The sequence below is a fragment of the Corallococcus praedator genome (assembly GCF_003612125.1).
Classification (GTDB): domain Bacteria; phylum Myxococcota; class Myxococcia; order Myxococcales; family Myxococcaceae; genus Corallococcus; species Corallococcus praedator.
In genome coordinates, this window is record NZ_RAWI01000153.1 from 1 (window position 1) to 19,949 (window position 19,949).

Genomic DNA, 19,949 nt, shown 5'->3' on the forward strand with positions numbered 1-19,949 from the left:
GGCGGGGGGGCGTGCCGCAGGAGCCGGCGGAGCCGCGGGAGGTCGCGCGCCGTTGGGCGGAGGCGTCGGCCTGGAGGGGGCGCCCGAGGGAGCAGTCGGTGGTGGCGGCCGTGCCCCCGGTGCACCCGGTGGGGCCGCGCCAGGGCCGTTGGGCCTCTGGGGCGGTGCTCCCGCTGGAGGTGCTCCCATGGGCCGGGCCGGTGGTGGCGTCCGTGGCGGACCCGCATTGGCGTTGGGCGCCAGCGTCGCACTGCCATTCACCGTCGGGTGAGTCACCCCGTTGCGTGGTGGCGCGGCCGGTCCCTGGGTCGTGTTCTTGGTGTTGTCAGACATGGTGTGATTCCCCCCCGCTAGCGGCGCGGCTTGCGTCCGTTGAAGTACTGAAGGCTTCTGTCCGCCTGCGCGTAGGCGTCCTGGATGAGGCCCTGGAAACCGTCCTCGCCAAAGGCACTGCGACAGGTCATCTCCGCGACATCCAGCAGCATGGGAAACCCCAGCTCCGGGCGCAGGACGCTGTCCGCGATGGCGACCGCGGCGGCCACGTGGACGTGGTCGATGTGCGCGTAGAAGATGTGCGGCGGTGCGCTGTTGGAGGCGCGGAACAGCCCCATCACGACCTTGGGGCAATACTTCTCCACGAAGTCGGTCGCCTGCCCCAGGCCCTCCGTGTCGTACTGCCACACCCGGAGGATGTCTTCGCCGAAGCGCTCCAGGGTTTCGAGGATGGCGAACTCACCCGCGTCGAGGGCATGGCCCAGGGTGAGGATGCCCCGGTTGTCCATCTTCGACGGAACGAAGACGAACCTGGGCTGCTCCTCCATGAGGCGGGTGAGCATCTTGATTGAGTAATCCAGCAGCCCCGCATAGCCAGAGCCCGTGATCAGCTCATACGCAAAAGGGTTGCCGTGGCCCATGCGCCACTCCGCCTTCAGCTTCTCCACGAGGATGGCGCGTTCGGCGTAGGTGCGGATGCCTCGCCGCGCCAGCCGGGACAGGCTGTCCGGGCCGTTGCGACCGGGATGCGAGCGGTCCTCCCGCATGTTGATGTAGGCCTCCGCCTCCGCGTATGGATTCTCCACGTCGATGGCCACTTCCCGGCGGAAGAGCCGCTGCGAGAACGTTCCCGAGCTCCCCCTGTAGCTGACCGCGCCAATGCCAATCTGGGTGATGTCCAGGGGCAGGGTCTCATGGGAGACGGAGATGCCATTGACGCCTTCCACCTGACCCGCGAACAGCAGGCCGTCGTGGACCGCGGCCAACTGCTCGGGGCTCACCCGATACACGCCCGCGCCAATCGACGCGTGGGGGCCGTTCTTCAACTTCGGCAGAAGCTCCTGACGGATGACGGACCGGAGTTCGTCCTCCTTCCGCATGGCGCCACCGATTTCGTCCTGGTAGCGCTCCATGATGGCCTGGATGTCGAATCCTTCCGCCCAGGTCTCCAGGTTGAGCGTTTGACCCAACTCCTCTCGAAACGAGGCCTGGAAGTCATCGTCTCCTGACAGCTCGTCGTCGTCGTCATCCGGTGGAATGCGGCCGCTCATGCTCACCCTTGTTCGTCACCGAGTAATGAAGCGATGGAGAAGCGGGGCCGGCCTTCCTCGCGCCGCAGCGCCCGTGCATAGCTCTGTGCCTCGACCGCAGGCAGTCCGAAGAAGCGCTCGAGCCGCGCTTCTCCTTCCTCCGCCGGGCCGTCCTTCAACACCTCGCGGGCGAGCTTCGTCGGCGCAAGCCATTCCAACGCCAGCCGGTCCGCGCGCTGCTCTGCCCTGGCCACCCGTCCGGTCGCGACGGCCCCGGACTCACTCCGGTCCATGAGATGGACCTGCACTCCGATGGGCACCCCATTCAGCGCTGCCGCCAGGGATTCCTCGCGCGTGGCCGAGCGCTTCTGGTCCAGGACGTCCCGGATGTCTTCACCAAAGAAGTCCAGGGCCCGGCGCCGGGGCTGGAGGTGATCCAGAACGAAGTGCCCCAACTCATGTGCCAGGGTGAAGCGCTGAACGTCGGGGGGTTCGTTCTTGTCGAAGAAGAGGATGCCCTTGCCCGCGAAGGCCACCATGCACCCGTACATGGAGCGATAGGCGATCTCCTGGTCCCTTCCACGCTGGGCCAGCCACTGACGCACGCGTTCCGACGTCAGCCCCCGGAGCCCCACCGGTGTGACGGGCAGGGCCAGGAGTGCGTCGGACGCGAGGTCGCGGGGAAAGGACTCCGGCGGAGGCAGGCCGCTTACACGAAGGGCCTCACTCAACCAGGGGAGGGTCATGGCTTGCGGCCGCCGTCCCGGGGACGATCCTTCGCGGCGAGCAGGAGGGGCCCCCTGTCACTGCTGGTTTCTCCGTTCGAGGCGTCCGTGTCCAGGGCGTCCATGACCTCGACCCGGCGGAGCACCGAGACCAGGGCGGAGGGCGTCACGTCGAACCGTCGGCAGATGTCCTTCACCTGTTCGATGAACGCGTCGCCTTCGGGCCGGCGGCACAGGGCGAGCAGGTTCAAGGTATCCAGTGTGCAACCGAGCTCTTCAGCGAGCGCCTCCGCGGTGCAGTCTTCCAGCACCTGGTAGGTGCCGAACACGTTGCCGAGCATGCCGGGCTCCACCGTGCTGCGCTCCGCCGCTCGCTTCAGCCAATCAGGATTCTTCATCGGGGTCCTCCTTGCAGAGGCTCTTCAGACGCTTCATCAGCCGGTCGTAATGGCGCTTCACGACCTGCCGCATCTGGTCCTGGGGGAGGTGCGTCAGGCCCAGGACCTCCGCCCATGACTCCGTGGAGCGTGAGTCCGTGATGATGAGCCGGATGCAGGCCTGGTCCCGGTCGTCCAGGCCCAAGGCTTCAATCTTCCGCACCAGTCTCTCCACCAGCTGCTTCATTTCCACGTACTCCTCCAAGGAGACATTCGGAGGTGGCGGTTCGACTTCGACCTGCACCCGCATTTTTTCTTCCCGCTGGGCTCTCGCGGAGGAGGAGCGGTAGCGGTCCCAGGCCTTGTAGCGGGCAATCTGGACCAGGTAGGCACTCATGCTGCCCTTGCCCGGGTCGAACTTGTCGGGTTCCTTCAGGTAGGCGAACAGCGCGTCGATGGCGGAGTCATGGGCGTCATCGTCCGAGCACTTCGTCTGCCGTTTCAGCATCCGGAACAGCGGGTCCATGAACGTCAGGAAGAGGTCCACGGAAGCCGTCGGTTCCTTGCCCAGAATTCGCTCGTGAAGGTCCCACTCCTTCTCGCGTTTCATCCCCCACTCCTCACCGGCATGCGTTTGCCCGCTTTCAGGTTTGGCTACGGTCCCGTCTGGACTTTCGCTACAGCCCTGTTGAGTTCGACGGCGGAGCGTCTGGGCCCGAGCCGGGAGGTTGGCGAAGTGGAGGATCGGTGTCTGTACCCCAGAGGGGGTAGTGCCCGACGGGACAATGGGTCCGCGGCGATCCCCTGGATCGACAAGGACCCTGGCCTCCGTGTTGGAGATCAGGGTCCCTGGATTCGCCGGTATCACCGGAATGAGATGTCTCAGTATTCGTCGAACAATCGCTGGATACGCTCCGACCTTCAGGTCTTCGTCAGCGCCCGCTGCGACAACACGTGGGATCAGGGTGGGTTGAATCCACCCTTCCTTCCCGCTCAGTGCAGCTCTGGAGGAAGCACGCCCCCGGCCTTCATCCACTCATCGATGGCCCTTCGCACCACGTCCTGGAGGTCCTTCCCGATGCGCGGGTATTCGTCGTCCTCCAGGTTCGCCAGGGACACCCGGGCCGACCAGGGCGGGCCGCCGAAGCCGCTGCCATTGAGCAGCACCACGCCGTGGCGCCGCGCCAGCGTGAAGACGATGTCCAGCGGGTCGTGGTGCTCCTCGACGAAGCGCACGAAGTCCTCGCCAATGTGCTCCCGGCACCAGGCCTCCAGGTCGAGCGTCTGGTAGTAGGCCGTGCGCAGCGGATCCTCTCGCAGGGGGACGCCCAGGCCCTCGAAGAGGGCCTCCAGCCGGTCCTGACAGATGCGCTGACAGCGCTTCTTGTAGAAGTCGCCCGGGTCCAGGAGCGAGAACAGCGAGAAGAGCGTCATCTGGAGCTGCTGCGGCAGCGACAGGCCCGCGGTGTGGTTCAGCGCCACCGCGCGGCTGTCCGCCACCATCCGGTCGATGAACTTCAGCTTCCCCGGGTTCAACGTGATGGAGCCATACCGCTCCTCCATCCGCGCCCGCCGCGCCGGGGGCTGACGTGCGAGCGCCTCGTCGAGGATGTTGTCCTCGTGCAGCGCCACGACGCCCAAGCGCCAGCCCGTGCAGCCGAAGTGCTTGGAGTAGGAGTAGACGAGCAGCGTGTTGCGCGGCAGGTCCGCCGCCAGGGAGCGGAAGCCGTTGACGAAGGTGCCGTAGACGTCGTCGGTGAGGATGAGCAGGTCCGGCCGGCGCGTGCGCACCAGCTCCACCAACCGGTCGACGGACTCCTGCTGGATGGCCACCGCGCCCGGGTTGGAGGGATTGACGACGAAGAACGCCTTGATGCGGGGGTCCTCCAGCTTGCGCAGCTCCGCGTCCGGGTATTGCCACGTGCGGACGCCGTCCTTCGTCTGGGCGCTCTGCTGGATGTCCACCGTGTGGAGCGAGAACTCCTCCAGGTGGGGGATCCCCAGGTACGGCGTGAAGATGGGCGCGCCCAGGGCGATGGTGTCTCCCTTCTGGAGCAGGCCGTTCACCATCAGCGAGCGGAAGATGTAGGTCATCGCGGCGGTGCCACCTTCGACCGCGAAGAGGTCGAAGCGCCCGGGCGGCGGACGGTCCGCGAACAGCTCCCGCGCCAGGTACTCCTGCACGATGCGCTCCGCGTGCACGAGCATCCGGTCGGGCACCGGGTAGTTGTCTCCGATGACGGCGTCGGTGAGCTCCCAGACGAAGCGGTCCGGGTTGAAGCGGAGCGTGGACTCGCCGTAATCCAACGCGTCGCGCAGCAGTTGCACGGCGGCGTCATCGTCGCTCGCGTTCAGGAAGTCATGCAGGCGGCGCGCGATGCCCGGGGACCTGGGCATGCCCGAAAGCCCCACGCCGGGCTCATTCCAGACGCGCCGGCTCTCCGCGAGCGCGAACTGACCCAGCAGGAAGAAGGCCTCGCGGGGCGTGGTGGCGATCCAGTTGGGATTGCCCCGCCCCGCATTGAGCATCACCGCCGCGCGGGTCTTCACGGCCTCGTCGGCGACCTGGATGAGCTCGTCCTTCAGTTCGAACGGACTGAGCCTGCGCAGCTCGCTGTCGGACGGGGACTCCTGTTCTCCCGCGGACACGCTGTCCTGGGACGTGTGCTCGGTCATGTCGCCCTCCTTCCGCCTCCGTCCAACGGTGACTCGCCCCCGGGACGCAGGCATGTGCCTGGAGGGGAGGGGGAGCGGCACCAGCGGGCGTTGCCCTGGTGGCGCGCTGGACGCGGCGGGTGGGCCTGTCGCGATGAAAAAACACGACCGGCGAGCGCACTCAGGCAGGCGGCGACGAAAGAAGGGGCAAGGTCGGACAGACAGTCCGCCGCAGACCGCCGGAGTGGATACCCGCCATGCCCTCTTTGAATTGCCGTGTCGCTGATACCCAGCGCGAACTGGATGACGCGCTCCGCGTCCGCTGGGAAGTGTTCGGGGTGGAGCTGCGGATGCTGGGGGACAAGAAGCCGCAGGCGCCGCGTGAGGCCAATTGCTTCGACACGCTGCCCACGACCGCGCACGTCGTCGTCTACTCGGGCGAGGAGGCGGTGGCGACCGCGCGCCTGCTGCTGCCCAACGCGGAGGTGGCGGCTTCGGCGGGCAGCCTGCTGGGGCTCGACATCGAGCGGAAGCTGGACCTGTCGGAGATCGCCGCGCCGGGGCGGGTGTTCGCGGAGACGACGCGCTACTGCGTGCGCCGCGACTGGCGCAACTCCGCGGTGCTGCGCCTCCAGGCGTGCCTCTACCGCGAGAGCCGTCGGCGGGGCGTCACCCATTGGATCGCCGCCGCGAACATGGAGACCGACAGCGTCGAGGAGGCGAGTCTCATCTACCGCGCCGCCGCGCGCCGGGGCTGGGTGAGCGACCGCTTCCACGTGCGGACCCGCGAGTTTCCCCCGCCGCCGCGCGAGCCCGTGGCGATGCGACTTGGCCCCACGGAGCTCGAGCGCGCCAGGCACGGCGCGTTGGACGGACTGAAGATGCCGCCGGTGCTGTCGCTCTTCGCGGACAAGATGGGCGCGCGCTTCATCGGGCCGCCCCACTACGACACGGCGTTCCACCGCTTCACGGTGCCGCTCGTCGCCGCCCTGGATGAGATTCCGCGCCGCACGCTGAGCCTCTTCGACTCGCTGGACGCTGACGCCGCCTGAAGCCGGGCCGGTTCGCTCCTTTCTTCCCCTTCACCCTTCAACCCACCCAACACCGGACCCTCGCGGGGCCCGGAGCAGGAGACGTGTATGTGCAAGCAGCCGAAGCAGGATGAGACGCTGAAGGCGACGGACTGGATGGCTTCCCTGCGGCATGAGGCGCGGATGCTCGTGCGGGAGCTGGATGCGAAGCCCGGCGCCCGGCGCCTCTTCGAGGGCCGCATCCACCAGGACGACTACATCCACTACCTGGTGCAGACGTACCAGTACGTGCGCTGGAGCACGGGGTTCCTCCAGGACTCGGGCGAGCGCATGAAGAAGGAGGGCCAGCACACCGCGCTCGCGGACCTGCTGATCCAGAAGGCCGGGGAGGAGAGCGGCCATGAGAGGTGGCTGCTGGCGGACCTGAAGAACCTGGGGTGGTCGGCGGAGCGGGTGGAGAGTGAGCCGGCCTGCTCCGCGGTGCGTGCCTACGTGGAGTGGAACCGCTTCACCACGCTGTCGGGCGTGCCCACCGCGTTCCTGGGTACGGCCTACGTGCTGGAATACCTCTCCGTGGAGCGCGCCCCGGGGGCGGTGGACCGGCTCATCGCGGACAGCGGCATCCCGAACATCCACAAGGCCGTCACCTTCCTGCGCGGCCACGGCAACGCGGACGGCGACCACGTGGCCGAGCTGGAGGCGGTGCTGAGCCAGCTCACGTCCCCGGAGGAGCAGGCCGCGCTGCTCCTGTCGGCCCGCACCACGCGCGCCCTGTTTCCGAGCTTCTTCCGGGAACCCTGACGGCGCCATCCCCCGGAAGAGGTAAAGACAGTCAACGCCCGTCTGGACATCCTGCGCCCCGAACACCGACCTCGTGGGGCGTCACACAAGCATGAAGACTCATCGGATGTTGGCAGTGGTGGCTGGACTGGTTTTCGCGGGCTGTGGCGGTGACGAGGACCCGGGGGACAACACTCCCCCGGTGACGTGCTCTGCGTCGAATTGCACGGGCTGCTGTTTCAACAACACCTGCCAGACGGGGAACACCGCTTCCGCGTGTGGCAAGGCCGGGGCCACCTGCAAGGTCTGCAACGCGGCCCAGGTGTGCAAGACGGACCAGAGCTGTGGCGTGGATCCGGCGGGTGTCTGGTTCGTCCAGCCGGTGTCCGCGCAAATCACAGCCAGCAACAATGGCACGGCCTGGGATGCGGACGGCTCTGCTCCGGATGTCTTCGTGGAGATGCTCTGTCCGGGGTCGACCGTGGGCACCATCACTCCGGAGGTGCAGAGCTACACGCCCGCCTGGACCTCGGGGGGATGCACCGCGACAGCGGGTCGTCTGCTCGCGGAGCCGTGGGCATTCCGCGTCTGGGACAGTGATGTCAGCGTCAACGACACCATCACCGGAGTCCTCCTGTACCAGTTCAAGGAGGAGAACTTCTCCACGGGCGGTGTCACGCTCCAGCCTTCGGGGGGAATGATGTCGCTCACCCTGGGTGTGCGAAAGCAGCCGTAAGGCGTTGTCTCTTGATGAGAAGGGGCTCGGGGGCAAACAGCCTCCGGGCCCCTTTCTTTCGTCCCACTGCTCACCCCGGCTTCTGCCTCCAGGCCGCGTGGTAGAGCAGGTCCGTGCGGCTCTCCATGCCCAGCTTGGGGAAGATGTTGCGCAGGTGGGTCTTCACCGTGTTGAGCGTCAGCCCCAGCTCGTGGGCGATGGTCTCGTTCGCCCAGTTGCTGAGCACGCCCTGGACGACGTCCGCCTCCCGCTTGGAGATCTTCTGCCGCCACTGCTCCGGCATGGGGATCGCCCGGGAGTGCTCCTGGAACACCAGCGCCCAGGGCCTGCTGCCCCGCTGCTCGGGCAACTCCACGAAGGTCACCTTCAGGTCGCGCAGCTGCCCCGAACGCACCCACGTGTCCACGCCCAGCTTCCGCTCCGCGCCCGGGGCCCTGAGCTTGCGCAGGTGCTCCCTCACGTCCGACGGAAGTTGGGCGTCGTGGCCCTTCATCTCTGGATACCAGCGCTTCAGCAGCTCCGTCGCCCCTGGCGTCCTCAACCGCTCGTGCTCCGGTGGATCCAGCACGACGCACTCGGCGCCCTGGTAGCGGAAGAGCGCGTCCAGCAGGTCGCCGCGCATCGCCTCGCTTCCGAACATCCGGCAGTTGCGCACGGTGTTCACCAGGTAGGGTGTCAGCCAGTCGAGGAGCGCCTGCTCGTGCGCGGAGAAGGGCTGGGTGTGCTCCCGGTACAGCGTGAAGCCCCCGTGCCAGTCCTGCCGCAAGTCCAACAGCACCGCCATCACGTGCTCCAGCGGCAGCCCCAGCTCCCGGCAGCGCAGGTACAGGAGGCTGCGCTTCAACTCCCGGCGCGACAGCATGTCCGAATCCCGCAGCGCCACGTTGGGTCGCTTCATCACCGCCTCGCGCACGAAGTCCACCGCCGCCAGCTCCGGGTAGTGCGCGAAGAGGACCCCGGGGGCCCCCAGGCCCAACCACTCATAGTCGCCGGGGCGCTCCGGCCGTGACACGCACAGCGCCGCGTAGTCGGCGGGCAGCAACTGCGTGATGGTGCCCTGCGCGCGCGCCAGCACCTCCGTCAGGTCCAGGGAACTGGAGAGCGCCTGGGTCAATTCGGAGATGAGCGCCTGCTCGCGCGCGTTGAGGTTCATCGGGCCTCCCAGCCGGTACATGCAATGACATACCGGTGGGAGCCGCCTGGGTCTGTAACCCGCAAGGGGTATGGACGGGCCCCGGAGTGGGAAGCCCGTCCATGCCTGTCATTGCGGGGCGCGTGAAGCTAGTTGCCCGCGCTGCCCTGGGCGGGCGGCGTGCCCGTGGTGGGGCTGGCGGAGCTGCCCATCTGCTTGTTCTTGTCCCAGGCCGGCGGCGTCACTTCCATCTGCGCGCCCTTGTTGCCCGGGGTGCCGGTGTTCGGGACGCTCGGCTGTAGGACGGACCCTTCGCCCGTGGTGTTGCTGCCCTGATCCGGGGTGCCGGAGCCGCCCACACCCTCATCGATGCGGTCCGGATCCGCGACGCTGTCCGCGCCGTCGTCATCCGGCTGGAGGACGCCCGAGCTACCGGAGCCCCCCGTGGCGCGGTCCCAGCGCTCCGCGCTGTCCTGGGGCGCGTCGGTGCTCGGCTGCTCCAACGGCGGGGTGGTGTGGTCGGTGTGGCTCTGCGCGAACGCCTGTCCGGAGACGGCGAGGGTGGCCAGTGCTGCAAACAGGGGGAGCTTCATCGGTGACGCTCCTTCGGAAGAACGGGTTGGTTCTCCCAAGGTGGCGACCGTTGGGTGGGAAACAAGCGCTTGACGCACACCCGGCCCCGGGCCGCATTCCCGCTGGCAGGGCGGGCAGGCAGCCTTCAGCCGGCGAGCGCCTTGGGCGGCACGATGCCCACCGCCCACGCGGTGAGCTTGCGCAGCAGCGCCGCGCGGTCCTCCGGGACGGAGAAGAGGTGGTCCGCGCGCGGATAGAAGGCGTACGTGACGCGGTTCTCCAGCTTCAGCGGGGAGAACATCTCGTAGAACTGGCGCTCGTAGTTGAAGGAGAGCCCCATGCCTCCGGAGAACACGAAGCAGAGGCTCACGCCCCGCTCCAGCAGCTTCGCGTAGTCCTCCGTCAGTCGCGCCTGCTCCGGGTACTCGCGCGTGTAGACCTCGTCCGCCTCGCCGGCTTCACGCAACTGGGAGGGCAGCTTTCGCTTGCGCAGGAAGCGGGTCCAGCGGCGGGGGCTCAGGTAGCGCAACTGGAAGCGCAGGTGGTAGCCCACCGTGCGGTACGTGTAGCCGTCGATGAAGGCCGCGCCCACCACGCGCGGATCCTGCACCGTCACCGAGTGCACGCTGTCCACGCCGGAGCACAGGCCGACGAGCGCGAAGTGGCGCTGGCCCTTCTTCTGCTCCAGGTAGTCGAGCGCGGCGCGCGTCTCCTCCCGGGCTCGCGCGAACTCGTCCGGCCCGCCCTCGCGGCGCGGGCGGCTGTCGCCCAGGCCGGACAGGTCGAATCTCAGCGTGGTGAAGCCGCGCGCCGCCAGTTGCCGCGCCAGCTCCACCCACAGCCGGTACGGCCCCACGTGGTGGTTCAATCCCACGTTGGAGAGCACCACCGCGGGCGCTCCCGGCAGCACCTTCGCCGGATCCGGCTCCGTCAGCACGCCCACGAGGCTCTGCTCGGGGCCGAAGGAACAGATGCGTTCGCGGATCACGCGGCCTCCTTCAGGAGCGAGGTGATGGTCTGCAGGACGCGGTTGGACAGGAGCGCGGACTCCTGACCGCCTCCCGCGCCCGCCTCTTCCTGCACGAGGTGGTTCTGGAAGGGCAGGCCGCTCGCCTCCAGGCGCATTTGGAGGCGCTGGTACTCCGGCTTGGGCCCGGCGGCCACCAGGTGCGTGCGCGTCGAGGGCCACGCGGGCATCGCGGCCAGGTCCAGCGCGAGGATGTCGTCGCGCAGGGCCCGGGGGAAGGCGAAGCCGAGCAGCTCCTCGCGCACCTCCAGCGGACTGTCCAACTGGGGGAACAGGGTGCGGGTGGCGCGGCGGGCCTGGAGCAGCTCCAGCTCCTTCAGGTAGGCGGCCCCCTCCACCAGCGGCTCCCAGAGCACGAGCCCCGCGGTGGACAGGCCCTCCGCCGCGGCGCGCACGGCGAGCGCCGCGCCCAGGCGCATGCCCACGAGCGCCACGCGCTGCACGCCCGTCATGTCCTGAAGTTCGGCGACGGCGAGCCGGATGTCCTGGATCCAGGAGGCCACGCGGCCCTCGTGGACCTCTCCGGCGGAGTCTCCGGTGCCGTAGTAGTCGAAGCGGAAGACGTGGAAGCCTTCCCGCGCGAGCATCCCGGCCAGTTTCCGGAAGGCCCAATGCGTCAGCATGTACTCCTGGGCGGCCGGATAGCAGAGCACCACCCCGGTGGCGCGTTCAGCGCCCTGGGCGGGGTGGTGGATGCCGAAGAGCTGTCTTTCGGAGCTGCCGAAGAAGCAGGGCGTCACGGTGGGACCATTCTCCTCGAAGGGTCGCTCAGTCCGAGCGCCCCGGAAGTTTCCCCTTCAGCTTATTGAACAAGCGTTGCGCCAGGGGAACAGAAGTCTCCGGGGTGGCAATCTTTGTCGGGGTGGCCGGCTGCGTCGGGCGGGCCACCGGCGCCACGGGCGTGAACTGGGACGCCACCTGCTCCAGCGTGTTGAGCAGCAGGGTGCGCGGGTGAAGGACCTGTCCCAGCTCCTTCTGCACGCGCATCACCACCTGGAACGACAGCAGCGAGTGGCCGCCGATGTTGAAGAAGTTGTCGTGCACGCCCACCTGCGCGATGCCGAGCACCTCCCGCCAGATGCGCGCCAACTGCTTCTCCATCTCCGTGCGGGGCGCGACGAAGGCGTCCTCGGTGGGACGCGCGGCGCCGGCCGGGGGCGGCAGGGCCTTGCGGTCCACCTTGCCGTTGGGCGTGAGGGGCAGCGCCTCCAGCTCCACGAAGTGCTGCGGCACCATGTACTGAGGAAGCTGCGAGCGCAGGTGCTTGCGCAGCTCCGTGTCCGTGTACGCCTGACCCGGCTTCGACACGAGGTACGCGACGAGGCGGCGGTCGCCCGGCCGGTCCTCGCGCACGAGGGCGACGGCCTGGGCGAGGGAGGGGTGCGAGGCGAGGGCCGCCTCGACTTCACCCAGCTCGATGCGGAAGCCGCGCAGCTTCACCTGCGAGTCATTGCGTCCCAGGTACTCGACGGTGCCGTCGGCCAGCCAGCGAGCGAGGTCGCCGGTGCGGTACATGCGCTCGCCCTGGCGGAAGGGATTGGGCAGGAAGCGCTCCTGCGTCAGCTCCGGGCGGTGGAGGTAGCCCAGGGTGACGCCATCACCGCCGATGTAGAGCTCGCCGGCGACGCCGACGGGCACGGGGGCCAGGTGGGCATCGAGCAGGTAGAGCTGGGTGTTGGCGATGGGGCGGCCGATGCGGATGGAGGAGAGGGGAGGCTGCACGCGCCAGGTGGTGGACCAGACGGTGGTCTCGGTGGGGCCGTACATGTTCCAGAGGCTGCCGACGCGGGCGAGCAGGGCCTCGGCCAATTCGCGGGGCAGGGCCTCACCGCCGCAGAGGGCCTTGAAGCCCGGGCGAGGCTGCCAGCCGGCCTCCAACAGCAGGCGCCAGGTGGAGGGCGTGGCCTGCATGACGGTGACGCCGTTGGACTCCAGCGCGGCCTTCAACAAGGGCCCGTCCGACGCGGTGTCACGCGAGGCAAGGACGACCTGCGCGCCGGTGGTGAGCGGGAGGAAGAGCTCCAGGACGGCGATGTCGAAGGAGAGCGTGGTGACGGCGAGCAGGACGTCCTGGGCGGTGAGGCCCGGGGCCTCCTGCATGGTGCCGAGGAAGTTCACCACCGCGCGGTGCGGGACGCGCACGCCCTTGGGCTTGCCCGTCGAACCCGACGTGTAGATGACGTACGCCACCTCCTCCGGGGAGACGGAGAGCGGCTCGGGGGCCGTGTCCGCCTGCGAGGTCGTGTCCTCGACGAAGAGGGACTTCGCGGTGGTGGAGGGCAGCGTGGCCTGGAGTGCGCGCTGGGTGAGGACGAGCGAGAGCTGCGCGTCCTCGACCATGAAGGCGAGGCGCTCGGGCGGGAAGCCTGGATCCAACGGGACGTAGCCGGCACCGGCCTGGAGGATGCCCAGGAGGCCGACGACCATGTCGGGGCCGCGCTCGGTGAAGAGGCCGACGAGGCTGCCGGGGGTGACACCCGCCTGCTTGAGCGCGTGGGCCACCTGGTGGCCGCGCTGGACGAGCTGGCGGTAGGTGAGCGTCGTGGCGCCGGAGCGCAGGGCAACGGCGTCGGGGGTGGACTGGGCCTGGGCGGCGACGAGGGTGTGGACGAAGGCCTCGCGGTTGAAGGGCCGGGTGGTGGCGTTCCAGTCCACCAGCACGCGCTGCTTCTCCGCCTCCGGCAAGAGCGGCAGGCGCGCGACGGGCACCTCCGCGTCCGACACCGCGGCGCGCAGCAGCGTGCGGATCTGCTCGAGCATGCGGACGACGGTGTCCCGCTCGAACAGGTCGGTGTTGTAGTCCATGCCGCCGACGATGCCGTGGGCCGTCTCCTTCACCCAGAAGCTCAGGTCCAGCGGCGTCGCGTGCGCGTGCACGTGCACCTGGCCGTAGGTGAGGGCGCCCAGGGTGGAGTTGCGGTTGCGCACGTCCTGGAAGGTGAAGAACGTCTGGAACAGCGGCGTGCGGCTCAGGTCGCGCTGCACGCCCAACTGCTGGAGCAGCAGCTCGATGGGCATGTCCTGGTGGCCGAAGGCCTCCATGCACGTGGTGCGGACGCGCTCCAGCAACTGCCGGAACGTCAGCTCCGGTCCCATCTGCGTGCGCAGGACGAGCGTGTTGACGAAGAAGCCGAGCAGGTCCTCCACCTCGGGGTGCGAGCGACCCCGGATGGGCGTGCCCACCACCAGGTCCTCCTGGCCCGAGTAGCGGTGCAGCAGCGTCTTGAAGGCCGTGAGCAGCACCATGTACAGCGTGGCGTTCGACTCGCGCCCCAGCTTCGTGAGCGCGTCCACTTCCGCCCCGGTGAGGACGAAGGGCTCGGTGCCGCCCTTGAGGCTCATCTGCGCGGGGCGCGGCTTGTCGGTGGGCAGCTCCAGCGCGGGCAGGTTCCCGGAGAGCTTCTGCCGCCAGTAGCGGGCCTGGCGCTCCAGCTCCTCGCCCTGGAGCCAGTTGCGGTGCCACTCGGTGAAGTCCGCGTACTGGATGGGCAGGGCCGGCAGCTTCGGCTCCTTGCCCTGCGTCAACGCGGCGTAGAACACGTCCAGGTCGCGCAGGAACACGTCGAACGACCACCCATCCCAGATGAGGTGATGGGGCATGAAGAAGAGGACGTGCTCGTGCGCGCCCAGTCGGAAGAGGGTGAGCCGGAACAGGGGCGGCGCGGTGATGGGGATGGACTCGTCCGCAAGCGCCTGGAGGCGGCGCAGCAGGTCCTCCTCGCGCTGGTTCGCGGGCACCGGCTCCAGGTCCACCGGCTCCAGCTCCACCTTCAGCGACGGTTCAACGTGCTGCACCGGCGTGCCTTCATCCCAGCGGACGAAGGTGCGCAGGGCGGAGTGACGTTCCAGCAGCATGTTGAAGCTGCCCGTCAGCGCGCCCACATCCAGTTCCCCGAAGATGCGGAACGCCGCGGGCAGGTTGTAGACGGCGGTGCCCTGGTTGAGCTGCTCCAGGAACCACAGCCGTTGCTGCATCAGCGACAGCGGGGCGGGCGCCGTGCCCGCGCGCGGCGTGATGCGCTGCGCGGGGCTCGTGGCCCCATCGTCACCGCGCACCAGCCGGGCCAGCTTCTCCACGGTGGGCGCTTCGAACATCCGGCGCAGCGTGAGGCTGACGTCCAGGTCCCGGCTCGCGCGCGTGAGGGCCTGCGAGGCCAGCAGCGAGTGTCCGCCCAGCCGGAAGAAGTCGGCCGTGACGCTCACCCGGCGAAGGCCCAACACGTCGGCGAAGATGTCCGCCAGCTTCTGCTCCGTCTCGTCACGGGGCGCGACGTACGCGTCCTCGTGCGAGCCCACCTGCGGTGAAGGCAGGGCCTTGCGGTCCACCTTGCCGTTGGGCGTGAGCGGCAGCGCGGGCAGCGCCACGAAGTGCTGCGGCACCATGTACTCCGGCAGCCCCTGCTTGAGGTGCGCGCGGAGGGCTTCATCCGGAGGCGTCGTCTGACCGGGACGCGCGATGAGGTACGCGACGAGGCGGCGGTCACCGGGCCGGTCCTCGCGCACGAGGGCGACGGCCTGGGCCAGGGAGGGGTGCGAGGCGAGGGCCGCCTCGACTTCACCCAGCTCGATGCGGAAGCCACGCAGCTTCACCTGCGAGTCATTGCGTCCCAGGTACTCGACGGTGCCGTCGGCCAGCCAGCGCGCGAGGTCGCCGGTGCGGTACATGCGCTCGCCCTGGCGGAAGGGATTGGGCAGGAAGCGCTCCTGCGTCAGCTCCGGGCGGTGGAGGTAGCCCAGGGTGACGCCATCACCGCCGATGTAGAGCTCGCCGGCGACGCCGACGGGCACGGGGGCCAGGTGGGCGTCGAGCAGGTAGAGCTGGGTGTTGGCGATGGGCCGGCCAATGCGGATGGAGGAGAGGGGAGGCTGCACGCGCCAGGTGGTGGACCAGACGGTGGTCTCGGTGGGGCCGTACATGTTCCAGAGGCTGCCGACGCGGGCGAGCAGGGCCTCGGCCAGTTCGCGAGGCAGGGCCTCACCACCACAGAGGGCCTTGAAGCCCGGGCGGGGCTGCCAGCCGGCTTCCAACAGCAGACGCCAGGTGGAGGGCGTGGCCTGCATGACAGTGACGCCGTTGGACTCCAGCGCGGCCTTGAGGAGCGCACCATCGGACGCGGTCTCGCGCGAGGCGAGGACGACCTGGGCGCCGGTGGTGAGCGGGAGGAAGAGCTCCAGGACGGCGATGTCGAAGGAGAGGGTGGTGACGGCGAGCAGGACGTCCTGGGCGGTGAGGCCCGGGGCCTCCTGCATGGTGCCGAGGAAGTTGACCACCGCGCGGTGCGGGACGCGCACGCCCTTGGGCTTGCCCGTCGAACCTGACGTGTAGATGACGTACGCCACTTCCTCCGGGGAGACGTCCAGGGCCGGGGGCGCGGACTCGGGCTGCGAGGCCGTGTCCTCCAGCAGGAGCGGCTTCACGGTGGTGGAGGGCAGGGACGCCACCAACGACTGCTGCGTGAGGATGGTGGAGAGCTTCGCGTCCTCGACCATGAAGGCGAGGCGCTCGGGCGGGAAGCCCGGATCCAGGGGGACGTAGCCGGCACCGGCCTGGAGGATGCCCAGGAGGCCGACGACCATGTCCGGGCCGCGCTCGGTGAAGAGGCCGACGATGCTGCCGGGCGTGACACCCGCCTGCTTGAGGGCGTGGGCCACCTGATGGCCGCGCTGGACGAGCTGACGGTAGGTGAGCGTCGTGGCGCCGGAGCGCAGGGCGACGGCGTCTGGGGTGGACTGGGCCTGGGCGGCGACGAGGGTGTGGACGAAGGCCTCGCGGTTGAAGGGCCGGGTGGTGGCGTTCCAGTCCACCAGCACGCGCTGCTTTTCCGCCTCGGGCAGCAGCGGCAGGCGCGCCACCGGGGTTTCCGCGTCGGCAATCACGCCCCGCAGCAATTCTTCGTAACACGCCATCCAGCGGCGAACCGTGGAGCCCTCGAAGAGGTCGGTGTTGTACTGGCACTCCAGCACCACGCGGCCATGGGCCTCGGCCGCGTTGATGAAGAGGTCGAAGTTCTCGAAGTGGCGCGGGTTGCTCGCCAGGGTGCAGGTGAGGCCCTGGAACGCAAGCTGCTCACCCGTGACGGCCTGATCCACGTTGAACAGCACGTTGACCAGCGGCAGGCGGCTGGGGTCTCGCGGCAGCGCGAGCTGCTTGAGCAGCGTGCCGAAGGTGTACTCCTGGTGCTCGTAGGCATCGAGCATCGTGGTGCGCAGCTGCTTGAGCACCTGGGTGAAGGGCGCCTCCGCGGACACGTTGCTGCGCAGGGGCAGCGCGTTCACGCAATGGCCGACCAGGTTCTTCAGCCCGGCCACGGACTGGCCCGCGGCGGGGATGGCGACCACCACGTCCTCCAGCCCGGTGAGCCGGTGCAGCAGCGCCTTGAAGCCCGCGAGCAGCGTGGTGAAGAAGCTGCCGCCGTGGCGCGCGCCCACGCGCTTGAGCTGTTCGACGAGCGCGGGCTCCAGGACGTAGTCCTCGCGCCGGGAGCTGTACGTCTTCGACGGCGGACGGCGCTTGTCCAGCGGCAGCTCCAGCACCGGCAGCGTGCCGGAGAACTTCTGGAGCCAGTAGCGCTCGTGCGCCGCGTACTCCGCCGTCGTGGCCAGCTGCTGCTGCGCCAGCGCGTAGTCGCTGAACAGGGGCGCGGGCGTGATGTCCGGCTGCACCCGACGCACCTGCGCCGAGTAGAACGTCGCCAGGTCGCGCAACATCACCGCCATGGACCAGCCGTCGCACACGATGTGATGCGCGGTCAGCGTCAGCAGGTGCTGGTCCGCGGCGAGCTTCACGAGCCTCGGGCGCATCAGGGGACCGGACTCCAGGGGCAGCGGCGTCTCCACCTCGTGGGACACCAGCTCCCGGACCCGGGCCTCGCGCTCGGAGGAAGGCAGCGCGTCCAGCTCCAGCACGTCCAGCATGACGGGCATCGTGGCCGCCACGCACAACGTGAGGCCATCCGCGCTGAACGTGCTGCGCAGCGCTTCGTGCTGCTCCACCAGGTCCTGGAGCGCCGAGCGCAGGCTCTCGACGTCCAGCGGGCCCTGGAGCCGGACGGACATGGACTCGTTGAAGGCACACGACGCGTCGGGGCCCATCTGCACGCCGGTCCACACCTCGCGCTGGGGCTCGGTGGACGGGACGGTGAGCTGAAGAACAGGACCGGCGAACGGATCGAAGTCGTCGGGAAGGTCCTGCGTCTCGGGCGTGGAAGGGTTCGGGGTCTTCATCGGGTCTCGCTCAACTTGACGAACTTGCCGGGCTGCGACGGGTGCGGGACGAACCAGGCGGGGTTGCCCTGCGGATCACGTCCCAGACGTGCACCGGGCACCGGAGGCTGGTTGGCGTCGAAGGCCACGGCCGCGGGGGCCTGCGTCTGACGGGCCTTGCCCGGCAGGAAGCCCGCGTCCTGCAGCTCCGTGACGCTGTCCTGGAACGCGTTGATGAGGCGCTGGAGGTCCGCGTCCGTGTGGGCGGTGGTGAAGAAGCAGGGGAAGCCGTCCCAGATGTGGATGCCCTTGTCACGGAGCAGGCAGAACAGCAGGTCCCCGTGGGAAATGTCCGCCGTGACGAACGTCTTCCACAGCGAGCCGAAGTGCTTGATGCGCAGGGGCGCGCCCACCTCGTCGAAGAATGCGTTGAGCGTGTTCGCGAGCTTGTCCGCCTTCGCGCTCACGCTGCGCTGAAGCTCCGGACCTGCGGCCTTCATGTGCTCCAGCGCGGCCTTCGCGGCGGCGAGCGCCAGCGGGTGGCGCACGAACGTGCCGGCGAAGTACGTCACGCCCACCGTGGGCACGGAGTCGTCGCCGAACTGCCAGTGGCCGCCGTCCAGCGCGTCCATGAACGGGCGCTTGCCCGCGATGACGCCAATGGGCATCCCGCCGCCCACGACCTTGCCGTAGGTCGCCACGTCCGCCTGCACGCCGAACACCGCCTGGGCGCCGCCCGGGTGCATGCGGAAGCCGGTGATGACCTCGTCGAAGATGTAGACGGAGCCGGACTTCTGGGTGAGGTCGCGCAGCTGGTGCAGGAACTCGCGCGGCTGGAAGTCGGGGCGCCGGCTCTGCACCGGCTCCACCATGATGGCCGCCAGCGAGTCCGCGCGCTGACGCAGGATTTCGAGTGACTCCGGCGTGCCGTAGTCCAGCACCAGCACGTCCTGCACCGCGCCCGCCATGATGCCCGGGGCGGCCGGCACGGTGCGCAGGCTCTTGGTGCCGCGCACCAGCACCTCGTCGAAGATGCCGTGGTAGCTGCCGGCGAAGATGGCCACCGTGCTGCGGCCGGTGACGGTGCGCGCGATGCGCAGCGCTCCCATCACGGCCTCGGAGCCGGTGTTGCACAGGGCCGCGCGGTCCGCGCCGGTGAACTCACAGACGAGCTTCGCCACCTCACCCGCGAGCGGGTGCATGGGCCCCAGCTCGTAGCCGTCGTCCACCTGCTTGTGCACCGCCTGGGTGATGAAGTCCGGCGCGTGGCCGAACATCACCGAGCCGAAGCCGTTGAGCGCGTCCAGGTACTGGTTGCCGTCCACGTCCCAGAGCTGCGAGCCCTTGGAGCGGTTCACCGCCAGCGGGTAGATGAGCTCCTTGAGCAGCGGCCGGAAGCCCGTCACCACGCGCGGGTCGGACAGCTGGCTCCGGTTCTCCTGGGCCGCGCGCTTGGAGCCCTGCGTCTTCGCGTTGTAGCGGCGGGTGAAGTCCTCCAGGAACGTCTGCTGCCGGGGCGTGAGCGCGTCCTTCGGCGCGAGGCTGATGCGCGCGATGGCGCCGAAGGCCTTCTTCACGTCGTACTTCACCGGGCCCTTCAGGTCGGCCTCGTCCGCCGGGGCGACGGGCGCGGCGGCGGCAGGAGCCTCCGGGGCCACGGCCACCGGAGCGGCCTGGACCTGCACGGGCGCGGCCTGGACCGGCGCGGACGCGGACACCGCGGCCGGCTGACCGGACAGGATGGCCAGCTGCTGGGTCATCAGCCGCAACTGCTGCTCGATGACCGCCTGGAGCGTGCCGGCGGGCGCGGACGGGGCCTGCGCCTGGAACTGGAACGCGGGCGCGCTGGCGACCGGCGCGGCGGCGACGTGCTGTTGCGCGAGGATGTTCGCGGCGAGCTGCGCGGGGGCGCTCGGAGCAGCGGCCACTGGAGCGGGCGCGGCCTCCGGGGGCATCCGACCGTCGAGGAACGCAGCGAGGTCGCCCAGCGACGGCACCTCTTCGAGGAGCTGCCGGAAGGTGACCTTCACGCCAAACTGCTTCTGCACCGCGAGCGCCGCCTGCGTGAGCACCAGCGAGTCGAGCCCCAGCTCCAGGAAGCTCGCGCCTGCGTCGGCATCGCCGAGCTCCAGGCCGCTGAGTTCCTCGAACAGGTTGCGCAGGGTGGGGATGAGACGTTCAGCGCGG

At 69.2% G+C, this 19,949-nt stretch carries 14 protein-coding genes; 3 read left to right on the forward strand and 11 right to left on the reverse strand.

Annotation, left to right across the window (positions count from 1 at the left end):
• Nucleotides 1–350: 350 nt before the first annotated feature.
• The 5 genes from D7Y13_RS20355 to D7Y13_RS20375 form a co-directional block, all read right to left on the reverse strand.
• Nucleotides 351–1,544 carry a hypothetical protein gene (locus tag D7Y13_RS20355; RefSeq protein WP_120583059.1) on the reverse strand — a complete coding sequence of 398 codons (1,194 nt, stop codon included), beginning with the start codon at nucleotides 1,542–1,544 and terminating at the stop codon, nucleotides 351–353.
• Nucleotides 1,545–1,546: 2 nt separating this feature from the next.
• Entirely contained in the window at nucleotides 1,547–2,269 is a 723-nt protein-coding gene (locus D7Y13_RS20360) for an ImmA/IrrE family metallo-endopeptidase (RefSeq protein WP_120583058.1), read from the reverse strand.
• Nucleotides 2,266–2,646 (reverse strand): hypothetical protein, encoded by a 381-nt coding sequence (locus D7Y13_RS20365; RefSeq protein ID WP_120583057.1) that lies wholly within the window; start codon nucleotides 2,644–2,646, stop codon nucleotides 2,266–2,268. The genes D7Y13_RS20360 and D7Y13_RS20365 overlap by 4 nt, the downstream gene beginning before the upstream one ends.
• Entirely contained in the window at nucleotides 2,633–3,235 is a 603-nt protein-coding gene (locus D7Y13_RS20370; RefSeq protein ID WP_120532505.1) for an RNA polymerase sigma factor, read from the reverse strand. The genes D7Y13_RS20365 and D7Y13_RS20370 overlap by 14 nt, the downstream gene beginning before the upstream one ends.
• Nucleotides 3,236–3,618: 383 nt before the next feature.
• Nucleotides 3,619–5,301, reverse strand: coding sequence for a bifunctional aspartate transaminase/aspartate 4-decarboxylase (locus tag D7Y13_RS20375; protein WP_120583056.1), 1,683 nt, complete (start codon nucleotides 5,299–5,301; stop codon nucleotides 3,619–3,621).
• A gap of 236 nt (nucleotides 5,302–5,537) precedes the next feature.
• Here D7Y13_RS20375 and D7Y13_RS20380 point away from each other — a divergent pair, with 236 nt between their 5' ends.
• The 3 genes from D7Y13_RS20380 (at nucleotide 5,538) to D7Y13_RS20390 (ending at nucleotide 7,827) form a co-directional block, all read left to right on the forward strand.
• Nucleotides 5,538–6,332, forward strand: a complete 795-nt coding sequence (locus tag D7Y13_RS20380) for a GNAT family N-acetyltransferase (RefSeq protein WP_120532503.1) — start codon at nucleotides 5,538–5,540, stop codon at nucleotides 6,330–6,332.
• 87 nt (nucleotides 6,333–6,419) lie between these two features.
• Nucleotides 6,420–7,112 (forward strand): iron-containing redox enzyme family protein, encoded by a 693-nt coding sequence (locus D7Y13_RS20385; protein ID WP_120583055.1) that lies wholly within the window; start codon nucleotides 6,420–6,422, stop codon nucleotides 7,110–7,112.
• 118 nt (nucleotides 7,113–7,230) lie between these two features.
• The gene (locus D7Y13_RS20390) at nucleotides 7,231–7,827 is read left to right on the forward strand and encodes a hypothetical protein (protein ID WP_233595416.1); all 597 of its coding nucleotides are present in this window, start codon (nucleotides 7,231–7,233) and stop codon (nucleotides 7,825–7,827) included.
• 70 nt (nucleotides 7,828–7,897) lie between these two features.
• Here D7Y13_RS20390 and D7Y13_RS20395 read toward each other — a convergent pair whose 3' ends face one another.
• The 6 genes from D7Y13_RS20395 to D7Y13_RS20420 all read right to left on the reverse strand — a co-directional run.
• Complete coding sequence (locus tag D7Y13_RS20395) at nucleotides 7,898–8,980, reverse strand: helix-turn-helix domain-containing protein (RefSeq protein WP_158620328.1); 1,083 nt, start codon at nucleotides 8,978–8,980, stop codon at nucleotides 7,898–7,900.
• 128 nt (nucleotides 8,981–9,108) lie between these two features.
• Entirely contained in the window at nucleotides 9,109–9,552 is a 444-nt protein-coding gene (locus D7Y13_RS20400) for a hypothetical protein (RefSeq protein ID WP_120583052.1), read from the reverse strand.
• A 125-nt stretch (nucleotides 9,553–9,677) separates the two neighbouring features.
• Complete coding sequence (locus D7Y13_RS20405; protein ID WP_120532498.1) at nucleotides 9,678–10,520, reverse strand: alpha/beta fold hydrolase; 843 nt, start codon at nucleotides 10,518–10,520, stop codon at nucleotides 9,678–9,680.
• The gene (locus D7Y13_RS20410) at nucleotides 10,517–11,299 is read right to left on the reverse strand and encodes an alpha/beta fold hydrolase (RefSeq protein WP_120532497.1); all 783 of its coding nucleotides are present in this window, start codon (nucleotides 11,297–11,299) and stop codon (nucleotides 10,517–10,519) included. The genes D7Y13_RS20405 and D7Y13_RS20410 overlap by 4 nt, the downstream gene beginning before the upstream one ends.
• Before the next feature lie 28 nt (nucleotides 11,300–11,327).
• Nucleotides 11,328–17,783: a non-ribosomal peptide synthetase gene (locus D7Y13_RS20415; RefSeq protein WP_120583051.1), complete on the reverse strand. Its 6,456-nt coding sequence runs from the start codon at nucleotides 17,781–17,783 to the stop codon at nucleotides 11,328–11,330.
• On the reverse strand, nucleotides 17,780–19,949 hold a 2,170-nt coding region (locus D7Y13_RS20420; protein WP_120630749.1), incomplete at its 5' end, for an aminotransferase class III-fold pyridoxal phosphate-dependent enzyme. The genes D7Y13_RS20415 and D7Y13_RS20420, both read right to left, overlap by 4 nt.

Excerpts from the sequence above, each read along its gene's own strand:
- D7Y13_RS20360 (WP_120583058.1), bottom strand. The coding sequence starts at position 2,269 with ATGACCCTCCCCTGGTTGAGTGAGGCCCTTCGTGTAAGCGGCCTGCCT.
- D7Y13_RS20380 (WP_120532503.1), top strand. The coding sequence starts at position 5,538 with ATGCCCTCTTTGAATTGCCGTGTCGCTGATACCCAGCGCGAACTGGAT.
- D7Y13_RS20375 (WP_120583056.1), bottom strand. The coding sequence starts at position 5,301 with ATGACCGAGCACACGTCCCAGGACAGCGTGTCCGCGGGAGAACAGGAG.
- D7Y13_RS20365 (WP_120583057.1), bottom strand. The coding sequence starts at position 2,646 with ATGAAGAATCCTGATTGGCTGAAGCGAGCGGCGGAGCGCAGCACGGTG.
- D7Y13_RS20395 (WP_158620328.1), bottom strand. The coding sequence starts at position 8,980 with ATGAACCTCAACGCGCGCGAGCAGGCGCTCATCTCCGAATTGACCCAG.
- D7Y13_RS20385 (WP_120583055.1), top strand. The coding sequence starts at position 6,420 with ATGTGCAAGCAGCCGAAGCAGGATGAGACGCTGAAGGCGACGGACTGG.
- D7Y13_RS20370 (WP_120532505.1), bottom strand. The coding sequence starts at position 3,235 with ATGAAACGCGAGAAGGAGTGGGACCTTCACGAGCGAATTCTGGGCAAG.
- D7Y13_RS20400 (WP_120583052.1), bottom strand. The coding sequence starts at position 9,552 with ATGAAGCTCCCCCTGTTTGCAGCACTGGCCACCCTCGCCGTCTCCGGA.
- D7Y13_RS20355 (WP_120583059.1), bottom strand. The coding sequence starts at position 1,544 with ATGAGCGGCCGCATTCCACCGGATGACGACGACGACGAGCTGTCAGGA.
- D7Y13_RS20415 (WP_120583051.1), bottom strand. The coding sequence starts at position 17,783 with ATGAAGACCCCGAACCCTTCCACGCCCGAGACGCAGGACCTTCCCGAC.